This window comes from Modestobacter italicus, from assembly GCF_000306785.1.
In the GTDB taxonomy this organism is placed as follows: Bacteria; Actinomycetota; Actinomycetes; order Mycobacteriales; family Geodermatophilaceae; genus Modestobacter; species Modestobacter italicus.
In genome coordinates this window covers 3208719-3227658 of the sequence record NC_017955.1, presented here as the reverse complement: position 1 = coordinate 3227658, position 18940 = coordinate 3208719, and the positions used below count along the sequence as shown (strand labels likewise).

Annotated in this window: 19 protein-coding genes; 11 read left to right on the top strand and 8 right to left on the bottom strand. The window is 76.4% G+C overall.

The genetic code is table 11. The annotated features are described in order from the left end of the window. Positions 1-36 precede the first annotated feature (36 nt). A complete protein-coding gene (locus MODMU_RS15425) occupies positions 37-468 on the bottom strand; it encodes a DUF2000 domain-containing protein (protein ID WP_014741236.1) in 432 nt (143 codons plus the stop codon). A gap of 48 nt (positions 469-516) precedes the next feature. Between MODMU_RS15425 and MODMU_RS15420 the strand changes: the two genes are divergently transcribed. Further along, positions 517-1323, top strand: coding sequence for an AraC family transcriptional regulator (locus MODMU_RS15420; RefSeq protein WP_014741235.1), 807 nt, complete (start codon positions 517-519; stop codon positions 1321-1323). Between the two features lie 4 nt (positions 1324-1327). Here the strand turns inward: MODMU_RS15420 and MODMU_RS15415 are convergent, their stop codons facing one another. Both MODMU_RS15415 and MODMU_RS15410 read right to left on the bottom strand, forming a co-directional pair. Then, on the bottom strand, positions 1328-3139 hold the full coding sequence (locus tag MODMU_RS15415) for a thioesterase domain-containing protein (protein WP_014741234.1): 1812 nt from the start codon (positions 3137-3139) through the stop codon (positions 1328-1330). After that, a complete protein-coding gene (locus MODMU_RS15410) occupies positions 3139-3924 on the bottom strand; it encodes a hypothetical protein (RefSeq protein WP_014741233.1) in 786 nt (261 codons plus the stop codon). Before MODMU_RS15410 ends, MODMU_RS15415 begins: the two co-directional genes overlap by 1 nt. Before the next feature lie 145 nt (positions 3925-4069). On the opposite strand from MODMU_RS15410, the gene MODMU_RS15405 reads away from it, so the two are divergent. Beyond that, positions 4070-5452: a nitrate/nitrite transporter gene (locus MODMU_RS15405; protein ID WP_014741232.1), complete on the top strand. Its 1383-nt coding sequence runs from the start codon at positions 4070-4072 to the stop codon at positions 5450-5452. Between the two features lie 24 nt (positions 5453-5476). On the opposite strand, the gene MODMU_RS15400 is transcribed toward MODMU_RS15405, so the two are convergent. Beyond that, on the bottom strand, positions 5477-5800 hold the full coding sequence (locus MODMU_RS15400) for a DUF6221 family protein (RefSeq protein WP_014741231.1): 324 nt from the start codon (positions 5798-5800) through the stop codon (positions 5477-5479). Between the two features lie 100 nt (positions 5801-5900). On the opposite strand from MODMU_RS15400, the gene rraA reads away from it, so the two are divergent. Further along, the gene (rraA, locus tag MODMU_RS15395; protein WP_014741230.1) at positions 5901-6377 is read left to right on the top strand and encodes a ribonuclease E activity regulator RraA; all 477 of its coding nucleotides are present in this window, start codon (positions 5901-5903) and stop codon (positions 6375-6377) included. Here the strand turns inward: rraA and MODMU_RS15390 are convergent. Both MODMU_RS15390 and MODMU_RS15385 read right to left on the bottom strand, forming a co-directional pair. After that, a complete protein-coding gene (locus MODMU_RS15390) occupies positions 6374-7555 on the bottom strand; it encodes a uroporphyrinogen-III synthase (RefSeq protein ID WP_014741229.1) in 1182 nt (393 codons plus the stop codon). The genes rraA and MODMU_RS15390 overlap by 4 nt on opposite strands. Positions 7556-7601: 46 nt before the next feature. Continuing rightward, positions 7602-8216, bottom strand: a complete 615-nt coding sequence (locus MODMU_RS15385; RefSeq protein WP_014741228.1) for a uridine kinase family protein — start codon at positions 8214-8216, stop codon at positions 7602-7604. A 39-nt stretch (positions 8217-8255) separates the two neighbouring features. Between MODMU_RS15385 and MODMU_RS15380 the strand changes: the two genes are divergently transcribed. The 5 genes from MODMU_RS15380 (at position 8256) to MODMU_RS15360 (ending at position 11265) form a co-directional block, all read left to right on the top strand. Further along, on the top strand, positions 8256-8750 hold the full coding sequence (locus MODMU_RS15380) for a PH domain-containing protein (RefSeq protein WP_014741227.1): 495 nt from the start codon (positions 8256-8258) through the stop codon (positions 8748-8750). A gap of 272 nt (positions 8751-9022) precedes the next feature. Next, positions 9023-9664, top strand: coding sequence for a translation initiation factor IF-3 (gene infC, locus MODMU_RS15375; protein WP_014741226.1), 642 nt, complete (start codon positions 9023-9025; stop codon positions 9662-9664). An 81-nt stretch (positions 9665-9745) separates the two neighbouring features. Further along, complete coding sequence (gene rpmI, locus MODMU_RS15370) at positions 9746-9940, top strand: 50S ribosomal protein L35 (protein ID WP_014741225.1); 195 nt, start codon at positions 9746-9748, stop codon at positions 9938-9940. 34 nt (positions 9941-9974) lie between these two features. Further along, positions 9975-10364 carry a 50S ribosomal protein L20 gene (gene rplT, locus MODMU_RS15365; RefSeq protein WP_041795335.1) on the top strand — a complete coding sequence of 130 codons (390 nt, stop codon included), beginning with the start codon at positions 9975-9977 and terminating at the stop codon, positions 10362-10364. 94 nt (positions 10365-10458) lie between these two features. Next, positions 10459-11265: a TrmH family RNA methyltransferase gene (locus tag MODMU_RS15360; protein WP_014741223.1), complete on the top strand. Its 807-nt coding sequence runs from the start codon at positions 10459-10461 to the stop codon at positions 11263-11265. A 6-nt stretch (positions 11266-11271) separates the two neighbouring features. Here MODMU_RS15360 and MODMU_RS15355 read toward each other — a convergent pair whose 3' ends face one another. Together MODMU_RS15355 and MODMU_RS15350 are read right to left on the bottom strand one after the other, a co-directional pair. Beyond that, positions 11272-12114: a DMT family transporter gene (locus tag MODMU_RS15355; RefSeq protein ID WP_014741222.1), complete on the bottom strand. Its 843-nt coding sequence runs from the start codon at positions 12112-12114 to the stop codon at positions 11272-11274. Between the two features lie 108 nt (positions 12115-12222). Continuing rightward, positions 12223-14475, bottom strand: coding sequence for a diguanylate cyclase domain-containing protein (locus MODMU_RS15350; protein ID WP_014741221.1), 2253 nt, complete (start codon positions 14473-14475; stop codon positions 12223-12225). A 128-nt stretch (positions 14476-14603) separates the two neighbouring features. Here MODMU_RS15350 and pheS point away from each other — a divergent pair, with 128 nt between their 5' ends. From pheS to MODMU_RS15335, 3 genes are read left to right on the top strand one after another with little or no spacing between them, the layout of a single operon-like run. Next, positions 14604-15671, top strand: a complete 1068-nt coding sequence (gene pheS, locus MODMU_RS15345; protein ID WP_014741220.1) for a phenylalanine--tRNA ligase subunit alpha — start codon at positions 14604-14606, stop codon at positions 15669-15671. Then, entirely contained in the window at positions 15671-18133 is a 2463-nt protein-coding gene (gene pheT / locus MODMU_RS15340) for a phenylalanine--tRNA ligase subunit beta (RefSeq protein WP_014741219.1), read from the top strand. Before pheS ends, pheT begins: the two co-directional genes overlap by 1 nt. Further along, positions 18126-18932, top strand: coding sequence for an SDR family NAD(P)-dependent oxidoreductase (locus MODMU_RS15335; protein ID WP_014741218.1), 807 nt, complete (start codon positions 18126-18128; stop codon positions 18930-18932). Before pheT ends, MODMU_RS15335 begins: the two co-directional genes overlap by 8 nt. The last annotated feature ends 8 nt before the right edge of the window (positions 18933-18940 follow it).

Sequence of the window (18940 nt, the reverse complement as noted above, 5' to 3'; positions counted from 1 at the left end):
CGCCGAACCCTGACGAGGTTTCGGCGCCGAAACCTGTCAGGGGTGCATGCGGGCGCCCTTGACCACCTTGTCGACGGCGTTCTTCGGGCCGTGGACGGCGAGCCCGACCAGGTCCAGGTCGGTGCCGGCCACCGCCCGCACCGCCGCCCGGTTCTGCACGTCGCCGGGGGTGCCGAACAGCTCCGCGGTGAACACGGCGGGGGTCAGGCCGCGGTCCAGGGCGCGGGTGCGGGCCGTCGTCAGCAGCTCCGCGGACCCGGCCAGCACCAGCACCGGCTGGCGGAGCATCGGCAGGTACCCGGTGCCGTCGGCGTCCTGGTACGGCTCGCCGACCAGCTCGGGGCCGGTCGCGGTGATGCCGCTGACCAGGAACGAGGTGACGTTGAGCGCCTGCCAGGGAGCGAGGTCCTCGCGCAGCAGCACGGCGATCTTGGTGGCCCAGCGGGGCGTCTCGGCGGGGGTGTCCATGCTCCCAGCCTGGGGTCCCGGGCACTGCGGGTCTTGTACGTTCCTGGCGTGAGCGAGGTGGTCGCCTGGCGGCCGGACGTGCCCGGGCTGACCGAGGTCTTCCACGCGCACTTCACCGACCACGTCTACCCCGCGCACACCCACGAGGCCTGGACGCTGCTGCTCGTCGACGACGGCGCCGTCCGCTACGACCTGGACCGGCACGCGCACGGTGCCACCCGCGCCCTGGTCACCCTGCTGCCGCCCGGGGTGCCGCACGACGGGCGGTCCTCCTCGCCGGCCGGCTTCCGCAAGCGGGTGCTGTACCTGGAGCCGGCCACGCTGGGCATCGACCGGGTCGACCGGTCGGTCGACCAGCCGGCCTTCGACGACGCCGCGCTGCGCGACCGGTTGTCCGCGCTGCACCGCACGCTCGCGCCCGGCGGCGACCTGCTCGAGGCGGAGAGCCGGCTCGCCTTCGTGCTGGAGCGGCTGCGGCAGCACCTGGACCGCGCCGCCGTCGGGGCCCCGGACGTGCAGGACGACGTGCTGGCCGACCGGGTGCGCGACCTGCTGGACGCCCGGCTGGCCGAGGGGCTGTCGCTGGAGGGGGCCGCCGCGCTCTTCGACGTGCACCCCACCTCCGTGGTCCGCGCCTTCACCCGCCGGCACGGGCTGCCGCCGCACCGCTACCTGACCGGCCGGCGGGTCGACCTCGCGCGCCGGCTGCTGCTGGCCGGGATGCCCGCCGCGGAGGTGGCCGCCGCGGCCGGTTTCGTCGACCAGCCGCACCTGACCCGGCACTTCCGCCGGATGCTCGGCACGACGCCGGCCGCCTACGCCCGGTCCGCCGGCCGGCGCGGTGGAGCCGGCTGAGCGGTCAGCCGGACAGGTCGGCCTCCGCCAGCACGGCCGCCCCGGTGACCGCGTCCCCGGGACCGTGCACCAGGACGCGGGCGACGTCGCCGGGGGAGCCGACGACGGCGACCCCGTCGGTCAGCGGGTGCTCGCCCAGCACGGTCCCGGCGGCGTCGAACAGCTGCACCGAGGCCGCGTCGCGCGCGGCGAGCACGACCAGGGACCGGGCGCTCGCGGGGTCGGCGAGACCGGCCCGGACGTCGCACCGCAGCGCGACGACCTGCTCCTCGAGGGGCGCGCCGGCCGGCAGCACCCCGGTGACGCACACCGAGCTGCCCGCCGCGCCGGTCGGGCCGGTGGCCAGGCCGTAGGGCGCGGTGACGACCGCGGCTCCGGACTGCTGCCCGACGGCGAGGACGGTCACCCGTGCGGGCAGCTCGTGCGGGCCGGGCACGTCGCCGGCCCAGAGGACGGTGACCACGGCGTCGTGCGCGGGCTGGCCCAGCCGGTCCAGCACGGACGCCAGCTGAGGACCGACCGCGGCGTCCCCGCGGGCCGGCGGGGGAGCCGGGCGGACCCGGTCGAGCTGGGGCGTCCCCGGTGCGGCCTCCGTCGTGACGACGGCGGGGGTGAGCGGCTGCGGTGACCGGCCGGCCCGTCGCCAGAGCAGCTGGACGGAGCTACCCGTGGCGCCCGGCACCGGTCGGAGGTGCACCTCGGCCAGGCCGGCCGCGGTGCCGACCAGACCGTAGGCGCGCTGCACGCCGCCGTCCGCGGTGACCTCCGGCCGCCCGGACACCGCGACCTGGTCGTCCGGGGCGGCCAGCACCACCAGGCTGCCGGTGGCCGGGTCGGTCAGCGCGACCGGCCGGCCGGGGTCGGGCGTGCTCCAGCCCGACACCAGCCGCAGGCCGTCCGGTCCGGCGCCCGCGGGGCCGGTGAACCACGCCGCTGCCGCCGGCCGGTCCGCCGTGCCGCCGGACGTGAGCAGCGCCCACCGCCCGCCGGGCACGTCGCCGGCGTAGACCACCCGCCGGGGGTCCGCGGCGCGGGCCGGGGGCCAGTCGAGCGCGACCAGGCCCGCCAGGAACGCCTCGTCCCCGGCGAGCGACCCGCGGGGAGCCCCGGTGAAGACGGAGGGCCCGGTGGGCACCGGGACGGCGGACGGGGCGGGCGGTGGCGCCGGGGCCGGTGCGCCGCGCGGCAGCACCGGGACGACGACCGCCAGCGCGAGCACGACGAGAGCGCCGGCCCCCAGCAGCAGCCGTCGGCGGCGGCGGGCCGCCCGGGCGGCGGTCACCATGCCGGCGACCGTGTCCGCCGCGCTGGGCGGGAGACGCCGGCCGGCGGCCAGCCGGGCGAGCCGCTCGGGCAGCGGGGCGGCCGGGACCTCGGGCCCCGGTGCCGTGCCGGGCACGGCGAACAGCGAGCGCTGCCGGGCGCGCGCGGCCCGGGCCTGCTCGTCCCGTCCGGCCAGCTCCGCGCGCAGCGCAGCGACCGCGGCGCCTCCGTGCGGCCCGGCGTCCAGCAGCTCGAGGACGGCCGCCGCCCGGTCGGTGGCGGGGAGCGCGCGCAGCGCCTCGGCCAGCGCGGGGTCCTGCTCGGACGGGGACAGGTCCAGCGACCCGATCAGCTGCTGCTGGCCGGTCCGGTGCGCCGCAGCCAGCGCGCGGCGCGCGGCCCCGCCGGAGTCCAGTGCGCCGGGGCGGCCCAGCGCGGCGCCCAGCAGCCGGACGGCCTCCTCCGGGGTGTCGGTGAGCAGGACGGCGGCCGGCGTCAGCTCCGGGAGCACGCGGGAGACAGCGGCGTCGACGTCCTCGTCGCCGCCCTTCATCAGGCGGGCGGCAGGTCCAGGTCGGCCAGCGCCGCCTGCACGTCGTCCTCGCGGACGAAGTCCAGCGCCAGCAACCGGTGCAGGAGCACACCGCGGCGGGTCAGCCGCAGGTCGGCCGGGCGCAGCCGCGGCCGGGAGCCCGGGCGGACGACGGTGGGCGGCGGGTCGAGCAGCCCGGCGCGCTGCAGGTCGGCGACGTCCTCCCGGGCGCCCCAGGCCCGCCAGGCCCGCGGGTCGTCCTCCAGCGGGGCCATCGGCAGCGGTGCGCGGTCCCGGCGGCCCACCGCGGCCAGCAGCACCAGCTGCCGCCAGCTGCAGGACTCGGCCAGCTGCAGCGCCCGGGCGGCCAGCGCCACGTCGATGTCGGGGGAGACGACGACCTCGGCCACCAGGTAGCCCAGGTGCCGCACCCGCCGCTCCTCGGTGGTCCGCCGGGCCGCCTGGACGACGTCCTCGACCAGCCGCTCGGCGGCCGAGCGCGCGGCGGTGGTCACGCTGAAGAAGCCGTCGGTGCGCACCGCGCGGCCCTGGTGGGCGCGGGTGACCGACAGCTCGGCGACGAAGGCGAGGACCGCGCCGGCGCGGGCGCGCTCCCAGGTCAGCGGCAGCGCGGCGGCCGAGGTGGCGGCGTCGCGCAGGCAGCCGGCCAGCCGGTCGTCCAGCCGCAGCGGGCTCGACGCGGGGTCGAACAGCAGCCCGGCGACGGCGCGGCTCATCGAGCCGGCGACCAGCTCCCCGGTCTCCACCAGGTCCCGGCCGGGCGCGCGCTCCTCGGAGTCCCTCACGGGCTGATCATGGCGCGCACGGCGGCGGGACGCACCCGCCACCCGGAGCGCCTCACCACAGCGGGGCAGCCGCGGTGCGGACAACGGAACACGAGCTCACCGTCCCGGCAACGGCCGGGGAACGCCGGACCGCCACCGTCAGGGCATGGCCACCGCCACCGAACCCACCAGCACCGCGACCCAGCGGGTCCCCGGCCGCCTCGGCGGTCGGTGGATCGACGACTGGCGGCCCGAGGACGTGGACTTCTGGGATTCGACCGGCAAGCCCGTCGCCCGGCGGAACCTGTTCTTCTCCGTCTTCTCCGAGCACATCGGGTTCTCCATCTGGAGCCTGTGGTCGGTGATGGTGCTCTTCCTGCCCGAGCCGGTGTTCGGCATCGACCCGGCCGGCAAGTTCCTGCTCACCACGCTGCCCACCGCGCTGGGCGCGTTCGTCCGGCTGCCCTACACCTTCGCGGTGGCGAAGTTCGGCGGCCGCAACTGGACGATCATCAGCGCCTCGCTGCTGCTGGTGCCGACCATCGCGACGGCGGTCGTGCTCGAGCCCGGCGTCTCGTACACCACCCTGCTGGTCGTCTCCTGCCTCGCCGGCGTGGGCGGCGGCAACTTCGCCAGCTCGATGACCAACATCAACGCCTTCTACCCGACCCGGCTCAAGGGCTGGGCGCTCGGCCTCAACGCCGGCGGCGGCAACCTGGGCGTGCCGGTCATCCAGCTCGTCGGGCTGCTGGTGCTGGCCACCGCGGGCGTCGAGCACCCGCGCATCGTCCTGTACGTCTACATCCCGTTCATCGTGCTCGCCGCGGTCGGCGCGGCGCTGCTGATGGACAACCTGACGACGGCGCGCAACCAGCCCCGGGCGATGCGCGAGGCCGCCCGCGAGGGCCACACCTGGATCCTGTCGTTCCTCTACATCGGCACCTTCGGCTCGTTCATCGGCTTCGGGTTCGCCTTCGGCCAGGTGCTGCAGAACCAGTTCGCCGACGACTTCGCCACCCCGCTCGCCGCCGCGCAGCTCACCTGGCTCGGGCCGCTGCTCGGCTCGCTGATCCGGCCGCTGGGCGGGTCGCTCGCCGACCGGTTCGGCGGCGCGCGGATCACCTTCTGGAACTTCATCGCGATGGCGGCCGGTGCGGCGGTCGTGCTGGTCGCCAGCCAGGCCGAGTCGCTGCCGCTGTTCCTGCTCGGCTTCGTGCTGCTGTTCGTGCTCAGCGGGATCGGCAACGGCTCGACCTACAAGATGATCCCGGCGGTCTTCCGCACCCGGGCGATGGACGCCGTCGCCGCCGGCACCGACCCGGTGGCCGCCGACCGGCACGCGCTGCGGACGTCCGGTGCGGTGATCGGCATCGCCGGGGCCGTGGGCGCCTTCGGCGGGGTGCTGGTGAACCTCGCCTTCCGCCAGTCGTTCCTGTCCACCGGCAGCGGGGACGGCGCCTACCTCGCCTTCATCGCGTTCTACGCCGTCTGCGTCGTCGTCACCTGGGTCGTCTACCTCCGCCCGGGGAGCCAGGTCGCCGGCGTGTGAGGGCTCCGTCGTCGTCCGCAGCCGTCAAGGGCGCCAGGCCTGCTCGAAGTCGGGGTGGTCGGCGTAGGGGGTGGCGAGCAGGGCGAGGGTGACCGCGGCGAGCTGGTGCAGGTCCCGGGGCGGCAGCGGGAAGTCGGCCAGACCCGGCGGCCGGGTGCCCAGGAAGCGCAGGTCCGGCGCGGCGGCCTGGCAGGCGAGCACGACCTTGCGCTTGGCCGCGCAGTCCGCGCGGACCCGCGCGGCCGTGGCCTCGGCCCCGGCGTCCTCGGCGGTGGTGGCGACGGCGTGGGTGTCCTCGGCGATGCGGGCCAGCAGGAAGCCCACGAGGTCCATGACAGGCGGTTCCATCCCCGGATCATCCCGCACCCGGGCCGCCCGGCGGCGCCGGCCGGCGGGCCGCGAGCATGATCGGCGGTTCCCGTCCGTCCGAGGAGAGCGAGCCCGTCCCATGCCGCCCCAGCCCACCGCCGACCTGTGCGACGAGCGTCCCGACGCGCAGGTGTGCGACCCGGTGCTCTCCGCCTTCGGGGGCACCGCCGCGTTCAGCGGCCGCATCGCGACCGTCACGGTCACCGAGGACAACGCGCTGGTCCGGGCGGTGCTGGAGCGGCCGGGGGAGGGGCGGGTGCTGGTCGTCGACGGCGGCGGCAACGAGCGCTGCGCGTTCTTCGGCGGCGGCCTGGCCGCGGTCGCCGCGGGGTCGGGCTGGGCCGGGGTGGTGGTCAACGGCGCGGTGCGGGACGTCGCGGAGATGGCGGACCAGCCGGTCGGGGTGCGCGCGCTGGCGGTGTACCCGCGCCGGGGCGCGGGCGGCGACCGCGGCCGGGAGGGCGGGACCTGCCGGTTCGCCGGGGTCACCTTCCGCGAGGGCGAGTGGCTGGTCGCCGACGCGGACGGCGTGGTCGTGCTGCCCGTGTCGCCCTAGGCGCGGACCGCGAGCCGGTAGCCCCGCTTGACCACGGTCTCCACGACCGGCGCGCCGAGGGCCGCCCGCAGCCGGGTCACCGCCATCTCCACCGCGTGCGCGTCGCCGCCGCCGGAGAGCTCGGCGAGCAGGTCGGGCCGGGACACCACGACGCCGGGCCGGCGGGCCAGCGCCCGCAGCACCGCCATCGGGCCGGGCGGCAGCTCCACCAGCCGGCCGTCGAGGACGGCGGCGTGCCCGCGGACCTGCAGGGTGTGCGCGCCGGCGGCCAGCACCGGGTGCCGGGCGGGCAGCTCGGCGACGACCGAGCGGGCCAGCGCGCCCAGCCGGGCCCGTTCCGGCTGGACCGTGCGGATGCCGGCCGCCTCGAGCGGGGCGGCGGTCACCGGGCCGACCGCCAGCGGAAGGACGGCCTCGGCGAAGGCGGTGAGCACGCCGGCGCGCACGCCCTCCTCGGCGGCCACCTGGAGCAGGCTGGCGGCCGCCGGCGCGCTGGTGAAGGTCACCGCGTCCACCCCGCGTCCGGCGATCGTGACCACCAGGCGGCGCAGCGGGGCGGTGTCCTCCGGCAGCACCCACCGGTAGACGGGGACCCGCACCACCTCCGCACCGGCCCGGACCAGCCCGGCGACGAGCTCGGGCAGCGGGTCGCCGTGCAGCTGGACGGCGATCCGCCGGCCGGGCAGCGGGCCCTCGGCACCGGACAGCAGGTGCTCGAGCACCTCCGCGGAGCTCTCCGAGTCCGGGGACCAGGCGTCGACGAGACCCGCGCCGCGGATCGCCCCGCGGGCCTTGGGTCCGCGGGCCAGCACCCGGGCGGACTGCAGGTGCTCGCGCAGCGGCAGGTCCCACGCCTCGGCCGCCTCCAGCCAGCCGCGGAACCCGACCCCGGTCGTCGCCACCACCAGGTCCACCGGCGCGGCGAGGACCTCGCGGGTGGCGGCGACCAGGTCGGCGTCGTCGGGCAGCGGCACGATCCGGATGGCCGGCGCGTAGACCACCCGGGCGCCGCGCCGGTCCAGCAGCGCGCCCAGTTCCTCGCTGCGCCGGGCAGCGGTCACGGCCACGGTGTAGCCGCGCAGCGGCAGCAGCTCCTCGGCCGGGGGAGCGGCGGTGCCGGCAGCGGGCGCTGCACCGGCCGGGCCGCCCGCGGGACGGTCGAGCGCGGGGTCGGTCACCCCTCCATGGTGCGGCCTCGGTGTTCCATCCGTGTGACGCGGTCGGTCAGTCCGTGCCGGGCAGGACGACGTACCCGTGCTCGCCCCACCCCGCGGTGCCGTCGACCAGCAGGTCGGCCCGGGCGCGGGTGTCCTGGCGGGCGAACTCCGCGGCCTCCTGCTGCTGCCACCGGACCCACTCGCCCCGCAGCGCCTCGCCGTCCCGGGCGATCCCGCGCGCCATCCGCACCGGGGCCGGCGCCTCCACCCACACCCGCAGGACGGCGTAGGGGTCGACGTCCCGGGGCGCGCTGCCGCAGCCCTCGACCACCAGCGCCGGCCCCGCCGGCACGGGCACCACCTCGGCGAACCGCCCGGCGTCCCAGTCGAAGCGGTGGACGGCGCCGGCCCGGCCCTCGCGCAGCGGCCGCAGCACCCCGGCCGCCAGCCGGGCGAACCCGCCGGTGAGGGTCCAGCCGGCGTAGACGTCGTCCATGTGCAGCACCGGGGCGCCGAGCGCGGCGGCGAGCCGGCCCGCGAAGGTGGTCTTGCCCGACCCGGCCGGCCCGTCGACGCACACCAGCCGGGTGCCGCCCAGCCGAGGTGCCGCCGCCCGTACCTGGTCGGCGAGGGCCGCGACGGTGCCGCGCGCCGGTGTCGCCGTCCCGCTCTCCACCTGCACGCCCGCACTCTGCCAGCGCGGGCGGTGCACGATGGGGGCGTGGCCACCGACAACACGCCCCGCCCGGTCTCCGCCGTCCCCCGGCGGCTGCGGCTGATCACCGCACTGGCCGCCGCCGGGCTGGTCGCGGCGATGACCGTGGTCGCCGTCCTGCTGAAGTCCTCGACCACCGGCGTCGTCTCGTTCCAGACCGCCGACCAGGTGGCGATGGTGGGGCTGGGCCTGGCGATGGGCGCCGGCGTGCTGCTCATCGGCAGGTCCCGGGTGGACGCCGACGCCGACGGGCTGCGGGTGCGCAACGTGCTGATGAACCACGAGGTGCCCTGGTCGGCGGTGAAGGCGGTGCGGTTCAACGAGCACTCGCCGTGGGCGACCCTGCTGCTCACCAACGACGACGAGCTCGCCGTCTCCGCGGTCCAGGCGGCCGACGGGGAGCGCGCGCTGGTCGCCGTCCGCGGGCTGCGGGCGCTGCTCGCCGACCACCAGGCCCGGCACGCCGTCCCCCGTGAGGACCTGCTGTACCCCCGGGAATGACGGGGGCCGGTGCGGCGCTGTAGGGTAGGCGCGCCTCCCCCCGCTACATCGAGGCGCGAGAACCACGGTGGCCGAGATCCTTCCAGTCCCGGCCATCCACCAAAGAGGAGCCCGCTCCCACCTGGCGCCGCTCAGGCACCCAGGTCCCGGTTCGCGACGAACGGCACGTCCGGTCGTCGCGTCCGCAGAGACCCGTCCGCGGGCCGCTGCGGCACCCGGCGAGTGGGCCCTGTGAGCACCAGCTCACGGGGCCTTTGTCGTCGGTGGTCCGGGTGGGTGCGGATCCTCACCGCAGCAGCAGAGGAGAGGCCATCACCGAGCCCCGTATCAACGACCGCATCCGCGTCCCCGAGGTCCGCCTGGTCGGACCTGAGGGCGAGCAGGTCGGCGTCGTCTCGATCGGCGAGGCACTGCGCCTGGCCCAGGACTCCGAACTCGACCTGGTCGAGGTCGCGCCCATGGCCCGGCCGCCCGTCGTCAAGCTCATGGACTACGGGAAGTTCAAGTACGAAGCCGCGCAGAAGGCCCGTGAGGCGCGGCGCAACCAGGCGCTCACCGTCATCAAGGAGATGCGGCTGCGCCTGAAGATCGACCCGCACGACTACGAGACCAAGAAGGGCCACGTCGAGCGCTTCCTCAAGGGCGGCGACAAGGTCAAGATCACCGTGATGTTCCGCGGTCGCGAGCAGTCCCGGCCCGAGATGGGCTACAAGCTGCTGCAGCGGCTGGCCGGCGACGTCGCCGACCTCGGGGTGGTGGAGTCCAACCCCAAGCAGGACGGCCGGAACATGGTCATGGTGATCGCTCCGCACCGGAACCAGGCGGCGACCGATGCCGCCCGGCGCACCGCGAAGCAGGAGAAGCACGCCGCCCACGACGAGCCGGCTCAGGCTGAGCAGGCGCCCCCGGCCTGACGGTCGGCGGCACCACCCGACGCACCCGCGTCGCGCAGCACTGCTGCGCGACGCCGGGCAGACACGAACAGGACGCCAGAGATGCCGAAGAACAAGACCCACAAGGGCGCCGCGAAGCGGATCAAGGTCACGGGCACCGGCAAGTTGGTCGCCGAGCACCAGAACAACCAGCACAAGTTCGAGTACAAGTCCGGCTCGCGGAAGCGTCGGATCAGCGGCACCGGTGAGCTCTCCAAGGCCGACACCGGCCGGATGAAGAAGCTCCTCGGTCTCTGACCGCCCCCACCTCTACGAGCAGAACGGAGCTCACGTGGCACGCGTGAAGCGGGCGGTCAACGCCCAGAAGAAGCGTCGCACCACCCTCGAGGCGGCCAGCGGTTACCGCGGCCAGCGCTCGCGGCTGTACCGCAAGGCCAAGGAGCAGATCCTCCACTCCGCGACCTACAACTACCGCGACCGCAAGGTCCGCAAGGGTGACTTCCGCAAGCTGTGGATCACCCGGATCAACGCCGCGGCGCGGCAGAACGACATGACGTACAACCGGTTCATGCAGGGCCTCAAGCTGGCCGGCATCGAGCTGGACCGCAAGGTCCTGGCCGAGCTCGCCGTCAACGAGCCCGCTGCGTTCGCCACGCTGGTGGAGTCCGCCCGGGCCGCGCTCGCCGCGAACCCCGAGGCGACCGGCGCCGCAGCCGCCTGATCAGCAGCACCCACGACGCCGTCGTGGGCGGGTCCCCGACCCGCTCACGACGGCGTCGTCGTCTGCCCACCCCTGACGGACCCGGAGGTCACAGGTGCCCGATCTGCTCACCGAGCGCTCGGCGCGGGTCGCCGCGGCCCGCAAGCTGACCCGCCGCACCGGCCGGGACGACGCCGGGGCCTTCCTCGCCGAGGGGCGGCAGGCGGTCACCGAGGCGCTCGCCGAGGCCGAGACCGACCCGGACGCCGTCCTCGAGCTGTTCGCCACCGAGGCGGCCGCGGTCGCCCACGGCGAGCTGCTGGCCAGCACCCGGGTGCCGGTGCACCTGGTCACCGAGCGCGCCGCGGCGTCGCTGTCGGAGACGGTCACCCCGCAGGGCCTGGTCGCCGTCTGCGCGCTGCGCGACGTGGACGCCGGCACGCTGGTCACCGACCCGCCCCGGCTCGCGGTCGCGCTCGCCGAGCTCGCCGACCCGGGCAACGCGGGCACCGTGCTGCGCACCGCCGACGCCTGCGGTGCCGGCACGGTCGTGTTCGGGTCCGGTTCGGCCGACCCGTACAACGGCAAGGTGGTGCGCAGCAGCGCCGGCAGCCTCTTCCACGTCGACGTCGTCCGCGGTGCGTCGCTGGCCGAGCTGGTGCCGCAGGTCCAGGCCGCCGGGACGATGGTGCTGGCCGCCGACGGCGGGGGGGAGGTGGCGCTGGACGAGGCCGCCGACGACGGCCTGCTGGCCGCCCCGGTGCTCTGGCTGTTCGGCAACGAGGCCCGGGGCCTGGACCCCGAGCTGGCGGCCACCGCCGACGCCCGGGTGCGGATCCCGATGCGCGGCCGGGCGGAGAGCCTCAACCTCTCCGTCGCGGCGTCCATCTGCCTCTACGCCACCCAGCTCGCCCAAGGCTGAGCGCGCTCAGCCGGGCAGGGTGATCAGGACGACGGCCGCCACGGCCGTCACCAGCCCGGCCACCTGCGCGCCCCCGAGCCGCTCGCGCAGCACGAGCTGGGCCAGCACGACGGTGCTGACCGGGTAGAGCGAGGCCAGCACACCGGTGATGGCCAGGGCGCCGCCCTGCTGGGTGGCGAGCAGGAACAGCGCGTTCGCGGACATGTCGCCCACCCCGGACGCCGCCACCAGCGGCAGCGCCGGCCTCGGCACCCGCAGCGACTGCCGGCCGACGAGCGCCAGGCCGGCGACGAAGGCCGCCGACACCACCCGCGCCGCCACCAGCGGGGTCAGCCCGGCGTCGGCGGAGATGCGGTCCAGGAGCACGAAGAAGACGCCGAAGGCCGCACCCGCGACGAGCGCGGGGAGCAGGCTGGCCGGCCGGGCCGTCCGCAGCGCGGAGAGGCCGCCGTCGGCCGAGACGAGCACCACGGCGACCAGCGCGAGGGCGATGCCGACGGCGGCCCACGCGGTGACGCTGTCGCCGCTGGCCAGGCCGACGAGGACCGGGACCGCGGCTGCGGTCACCGCGGTGACCGGCGCGACGACGCTCATCACGCCGGAGGCCAGCGCCCGGAAGAAGACCACCAGCCCGGCCGCGCCGGCCAGCCCGGCGGCCGCACCCCAGGCGAGGTCGGCCGGCTGCACGGGCCCGCCGAGCCAGGGGAGCAGGACCAGCAGCGCGAGCAGGCCCACGGCCTGGGACAGCACGACGACGCCGAACACCGACGCGCGCCGGCTGGACAGCCCGCCGAGGAAGTCCGAGGCGCCGTAGACCACGGCTGACGCCAGCGCCAGCACGACCGCCACGCGACCTCCCCGGACCCGTCCCGCGCCGGGCGCGGGCACCGATGGTCCCGCACGCGCAGCCGGCCCCTCCCGCGAGGTCGCGGGAGGGGCCGGCAGCAGCGGGCTGGGTCAGCCCGCGGCGGGGTGCTTGCTGGCGTACATCCGGGCGTCGGCGCGGTGCAGCAGCGGTCCGAACTCGGCGCCGTCGTCGGGGTGCACGCTCACCCCGACGCTGGCCCGGACGCGCACCCGCTCCGTGCCCAGCAGCACCGGCTCGGTCAGCACGGCCTGCAGCTGGTCGGCGACCCGGGCGGCCTCCGCGGGGGCGGTCGCCGGGTCCAGCCCGACCAGGCCGGCCAGGAACTCGTCGCCGCCGAGCCGGGCCAGCAGGTCACCGCGGCGCAGCCGGCCGCGGAGCCGGTCGGCGACCACCTGCAGCAGCTCGTCGCCGGCGGCGTGGCCGAGTGCGTCGTTGACCGCCTTGAAGCCGTCCAGGTCGAGGAACAGCAGGGCGACGGCGGTCCCGTCGAGCCGGGCCTGCCACAGCGCGGACTCCATCCGCTCCTCGAACCGGCGCCGGTTGGGCAGCGCGGTCAGCGGGTCGGTGTAGGCCAGCTCCTCGATCTGGGCCAGGTGCCGGCGGGTGCGGTCGCGCTCCTGCAGCAGCTCGCGCTCGGCGGTCACCCGCGCGGTCACGTCGGTCTGCACGCCGATGTACTGCACCAGCTGGCCGGAGCTGTCCAGCACCGGCGCCAGGTGGATCTCGTTCCACCACGGCTCCCGCTCGGGGCCGCGGTGGTTGAGCAGCGTCGCGCGGAACTCCGCGCCCTCCCGGATGGCCTGGCGCATCCGGGCCACCACGCCCGGGTCGGTGTCCGGACCCTGCAGGAAGCGGCAGTTGCGACCCAGCGCCCGGCCGGCGGGCAGGCCGGCGAGCTGCTCGAACGCGGCGTTGACGTAGACCAGCGGCTGGTCCGGGGCGGTCATGTCGGCGATCGCGACCCCGCTGGTCGTGGCGGCGAGCGCCCGCTGCAGCACCATCTCCTGCAGCGTCGCGCCGTCGGCGCTCCCGCTGCGGCGGACGACCGCCGGAGACTCCTCGGCGACCTCCTCGACCGGCTCGGGGACGACGGGCTGCGCGGCCACCCGGGCGACCAGCGAGACGCCGGCCTGCTCGACGGTGCGCCGCTCGTAGGTCAGCGCGTACTCGTAGCGGCGCTGCAGGTCCGGGCCGCCGTCGCCGAGGTCCCGGGCGAGAAGCGCGGCGCTGAAGTGCGGGCTGAGCACGACGACGTCCCACTCACCGCGGACCGGGTCGTCCGGGGCCAGGGCGGCGCCGCGGACGCCGGGCAGCGGCTCGACCGGCAGGTCCTCGCCGAGGGCGCAGACGAAGCCGGTGCGCGCCACCAGGTCGCGGTAGCGCAGCGCGGTCGCCGGGGTGAAGTGCCGGGCCTCCTGGAAGGTCGCGGCGACGACGCAGGTCTCGCCGAGCCGCATCGCCTGGCGCTCCAGGTGCTTGCTGAGCTCGATGAGCAGCGCCTTGGGGGCGGTCCGCAGCTGGGTGCCCGCGGGCAGGCAGCGGAACGGCGACTCGTCCGGGTCGACGGCGGGGACGCCGGTCGACGGCAGCACCAGCCGGCCGACCGGGCGCCCGTGGTCCACGGTGGCGGCCGGCCGGCCGAAGTGCCAGCCCTGGCCGAGGCTGGCGCCCAGCGCGGAGGCCATGGCCAGGTGGGCCTCGTCCTCGATCCCCTCGGCGAGGATGACCGCACCGGTGCGCTCGGCGTAGCCGTTGACCGCGTTCATGATCTCGGCGACGGCCGGGCCGGGCCGCTCCTGGACCAGGCGGAGGTCGAGCTTGATGACGTCCGGGCGGAGCAGCGGCATGAAGGCCAGCGACATCGAGTCGGCGCCGACGTCGTCCAGGGCGATGCCCCAGCCGACCTCGCGGACCCGCTCGACGGCGCGCAGCAGGTCGGCCGGCCGGGTGGCCAGCGCCCGCTCGGTGATCTCCACGACGACCCGCAGACCGGCCGGGGCCGTGGTCGCGATCGCGAGCAGCTCCTCCAGCGGGGCGGACTCCAGCACCTCGGGCTCGACGTTGACGAACACGGTCAGCGGCGGGCCGAGCTCCGCGGCCACCGCTCCGCGGAGTGCGGCCGCGCGGCAGAGCGCGTCCAGCTCGCCGAGGCGTCCGGCGGACCGGGCGGCGCTGAAGAGCGCGTCGGGGGTGTGCAGGGGTCCCTGCGGCCCGCGGGCGAGCGCCTCGTAGGCGACGACACGGCCGGAGTCCAGCTCCACGATGGGCTGGTAGACGCTGTGCACGCCGCCGGTGCGGAGCACCTGGTCGATGGTCGAGGCCGGTGCCTCAGTCGTGGTCACCCTGGGTACATCGACCCGTGCCGCACGCCCCGCACCCCGGCGGCCCGTCCGAGCACACCAAAGGGTGAACCGGTCGCCGCCGGAACCCGGGCGCGGGCACCGCGCCCCGCCGGGCAGAATGGCCTCCCGTGTCTGGCGCCAACGACCCCTACGACCCCAAGCAGGTCGCCGCGCTGTCCGCGGAGACCCTCGACGCGGCGGTGCAGGCCGCGACCGGGGCCTTCGCCGCCGCCGGTGACCTGGAGGCGCTGGCCGCCGTCCGGCCGGCGCACCTGGGCGATCGTGCCCCGGTCCTGCTGGCCCGCCGCGAGCTCGGCGCGCTGCCCCCGGCGGCCCGGTCGGACGCCGGCAAGCGGGTCAACGCCGCCCGGGTCGCCGTCACCGACGCCTACGCCGCCCGGCTCGCCGTGCTGGAGGCCGAGCGGGACGAGCGCGTGCTGGCCGAGGAGCGGGTCGACGTCACCCTGCCCTGGGACCGCGCGCCCCGCGGTGCCCGGCACCCGCTCACCACGCTGACCGACCGGATCGCCGACGTCTTCGTCGGCATGGGCTACGAGGTCGCCGAGGGCCCGGAGCTCGAGGCGGAGTGGCTGAACTTCGACGCCCTCAACATCAGCACCGACCACCCGGCGCGTTCGATGATGGACACCTTCTTCGTCGCCCCGGAGGACTCCGGGCTGGTGCTGCGCACCCACACCAGCCCGGTGCAGGCCCGCACCATGCTGGAGCGCCGGCCGCCGATCTACGTCATCGCGCCCGGCCGGGTGTACCGGACCGACGAGCTGGACGCGACGCACACCCCGGTCTTCCACCAGGTCGAGGGCCTGGCCGTCGACCGAGGGCTGACCATGGCGCACCTGCGCGGCACGTTGGACCACCTGGCCCGTCAGCTGTTCGGCGCGGACGCGGTCACCCGCTGGCGGCCGTCCTACTTCCCGTTCACCGAGCCCTCGGCGGAGTTCGACGTCTGGTTCCCCGAGCACCGCGACGGCCCGCGCTGGGTGGAGTGGGGTGGCTGCGGCATGGTCAACCCGCGGGTGCTCACCGCCTGCGGCATCGACCCCGAGGAGTTCACCGGGTTCGCCTTCGGCTGCGGCATCGAGCGAGCCCTGCAGTTCCGCCACGAGGTGGGCGACATGCGCGACATCGTCGAGGGCGACGTCCGGTTCACCCGAGCCTTTGGAGTTGAGCAGTAGTGCGCGTCCCGATCGGCTGGCTGGCCGAACACGTCGACCTGCCCGCGGGCACGACGGTCGAGGAGCTCGACACCGCCTTCGTCCGGCTGGGCCTGGAGGTGGAGGAGGTCCACCGCGCCCCGGTGACCACCGGCCCCCTGGTGGTCGGCCGGGTGCTGGAGATCGAGGAGCTGACCGGCTTCAAGAAGCCGATCCGGTACACCCAGGTGGACGTCGGGGAGGAGGAACCGCGCGGCATCGTCTGCGGCGCCCGCAACTTCGCCGTCGGCGACCTGGTCGTCGCGGCGCTGCCGGGGGCCGTGCTGCCCGGCGACTTCGCGATCGCCGCCCGGAAGACCTACGACCACGTCTCCGACGGGATGATCTGCTCGGTCCGCGAGCTCGGCATCGGCGAGGACCACGCCGGCATCCTGGTGCTCGGCCAGGACGGCTTCGAGCCGGGGACGCCGGCCGCCGGGCTGCTCGGCCTGGACGACGTCGTGATCGAGCTCAACGTGACGCCCGACCGCGGCTACTGCCTGGCCATGCGCGGCATCGCCCGGGAGATCGGCACCGGGCTGGCCGTCGACTGGCGCGACCCCGGCGCGGTCACCCCGCCGGCCTGGTCCGGCGAGCCGGCCTGGCAGGTGCAGGTCGCCGACCCGGCCCGCTGCGACCGGTTCTCCATGATCGCGATGGAGGGCCTGGACCCGACCGCGCCCAGCCCGTGGTGGATGCGCCGCCGGCTGGCGCAGTCCGGCATCCGCAGCATCTCGCTCGCCGTCGACGTCACCAACTACGTGATGCTCGAGCTCGGCCAGCCGATGCACGCCTTCGACCGGGACACCGTGCGCGGCCCGATCGCGGTGCGGCGGGCGACGGCGGGGGAGCGGCTGACCACGCTGGACGGCGTCGACCGCGCGCTGGACCCCGACGACCTGCTGATCACCGACGACTCCGGCCCCATCGGCCTGGCCGGCGTCATGGGCGGGGCGTCCACCGAGATCGGCGACGGCACCACGAGCGTGCTGCTGGAGGCGGCGCACTGGGAGCCGACCGGCATCGCCCGCACCGTCCGCCGGCACAAGCTGCCCAGCGAGGCGGCCAAGCGCTTCGAGCGCGGCACCGACCCGGAGGTCACCGTGGTGGCGCTGGCCCGGGCGGCCGCCCTGCTGGCCGAGCACGGCGGCGCCCGCGTCGTCGGCGCACCGGTCGACCCGGACACCCGCGGACCGCGCCCGGCGATCCCGCTGGACGCCGGCCGGCCCGCACGCATCGCCGGCGTCGCCTACCCGACCTCCCAGGTGGTCGAGGCGCTGACCGCGGTCGGCGCCACCGTCGACGCCGACGGGGACCAGCTGCAGGTCACCCCGCCGTCCTGGCGGCCCGACCTCACCGACCCCGCCGACCTGGTCGAGGAGGTCGTCCGGCTCGCCGGGTACGACGACATCCCCTCCGTGCTGCCCAACGTGCCGCCCGGGCGCGGGCTGACCGAGCGGCAGCGCCGCCGGCGCAGCATCGGCCGCGCGCTGGCCGAGGCCGGCTACGTCGAGGCCCCGGCCTACCCCTTCGTCGGGACGGCGGCGCTGGACGCGCTCGGCATGCCCGAGGACGACGTCCGGCGGTCGGTGGTCGTGGTGCGCAACCCGCTGTCGGAGGAGGAGCCGGCGCTGCGGACGACGCTGCTGCCCGGCCTGCTCGCGACGCTGGCCCGGAACCTGTCCCGCGGCCAGCGCGACGTGGCTGTCTTCGAGCACGGGTCGGTGTTCCCCGGGGACCACCGCACCCCAGCACCCGTCCCCGGCGTCGAGCGGCGCCCCGACGACGAGACGCTCGCCGCGCTGCTGGGCGCCGTGCCGGCCCAGCCCTGGCACGTCGCCGTGGCGCTCACCGGCCACCGCGAGCCCCGCGGCTGGTGGGGCCCGGGCCGGCCGGTCGACTGGGCCGACGCGGTCCAGGCCGCCCGGGTCGTGGCGGCCACCGCCGGGGTCGAGCTGACCGTCCGCGCCGGTGAGCTGGCGCCCTGGCACCCGGGCCGCTGCGCCGAGCTGGTGGTGGGGGAGCAGGTCGTCGGGCACGCCGGTGAGCTGCACCCGCGGGTGTGCGCGGCGCTGGACCTCCCGGCGCGTACCTGTGCGATGGAGCTCGACGTCGACGCGCTCCCGGCCGCCGCGGTGCCGGTCGGCCCGCACGTGTCGACGTTCCCGCCGGTCCTGGTCGACCTGGCGCTGGTGGTGCCCGACGAGGTCCCGGCCGCGGACGTCGAGGCTGCCCTGCGGGCGGGCGCCGGTGAGCTGCTGGAGCAGCTGCGGCTCTTCGACGTCTACACCGGCTCGCCGGTGCCGGCCGGCTCCCGGTCGCTGGCCTATGCGCTGACCCTGCGGGCGCCGGAGCGCACGCTGACCGGCGAGGAGGCGAACGCGGCGCGCGACGCGGCGATCGCGGTGGCGGCCGAGCGCACCGGGGCGGTGCTCCGTGGCTGACCTGAGCGGCACCGTGGCCCTGGTGACCGGTGCCTCGGCCGGCATCGGCCGGCACCTGGCGCAGGGGCTCGCCGAGCGCGGGGCGGCCGTCGCCGGGCTGGCCCGCTCGGCGGACCGGCTCAGCACGGCGATGGACGAGGTCGCCGCGGCGACCGGTGCGCGCACGCTCGCGGTGGCCGCCGACGTCACCGACGCCGCCGCGGTGCAGGCGGCGGTCGACCGGGTGACCGCCGAGCTCGGTCCGGTGACGCTGCTGGTGAACAACGCCGGGTCGATCGACGCCGCGGAGGTGCCGCTCTGGGAGGCCGACCCCGACCAGTGGTGGCAGGTCGTGGAGAGCCAGGTGCACGGGCCCTTCCTCGTCTCCCGCGCCGTGGTCCCCGGGATGATCGCCGCTGGCGGCGGTCGGGTGATCGGGCTGGCCAGCGGCCTGGGCACCCGGGGCAGCGCCGAGTGCAGCGCATACTCGGCGGGCAAGAGCGGGCAGATGCGGATCACCGAGGGCCTCCACCTGGCCGGTGCCGAGCACGGGGTGCGGGCGTTCGACCTGGCCCCCGGCGTGATCGACACGCAGATGACCCGGGCCATGCCGATGCACGCCGGGCGCACCGAGTGGACCCGGCCGGAGGACGTTGTCGCGTTCGCGGTGGCCCTCGCCGCCGGCGAGCTCGACCAGTGGTCGGGCCGGTTCTTCCGGGCCGGCGTCGACGACCTCGACCTGCTGCGCGCCACGGCCCCGGAGGGCGAGGCCCGCCAGCTGCGGCTGCTGCCCTACGGTCCCGACGACCCGCTGGGCTGAGCCGCGGG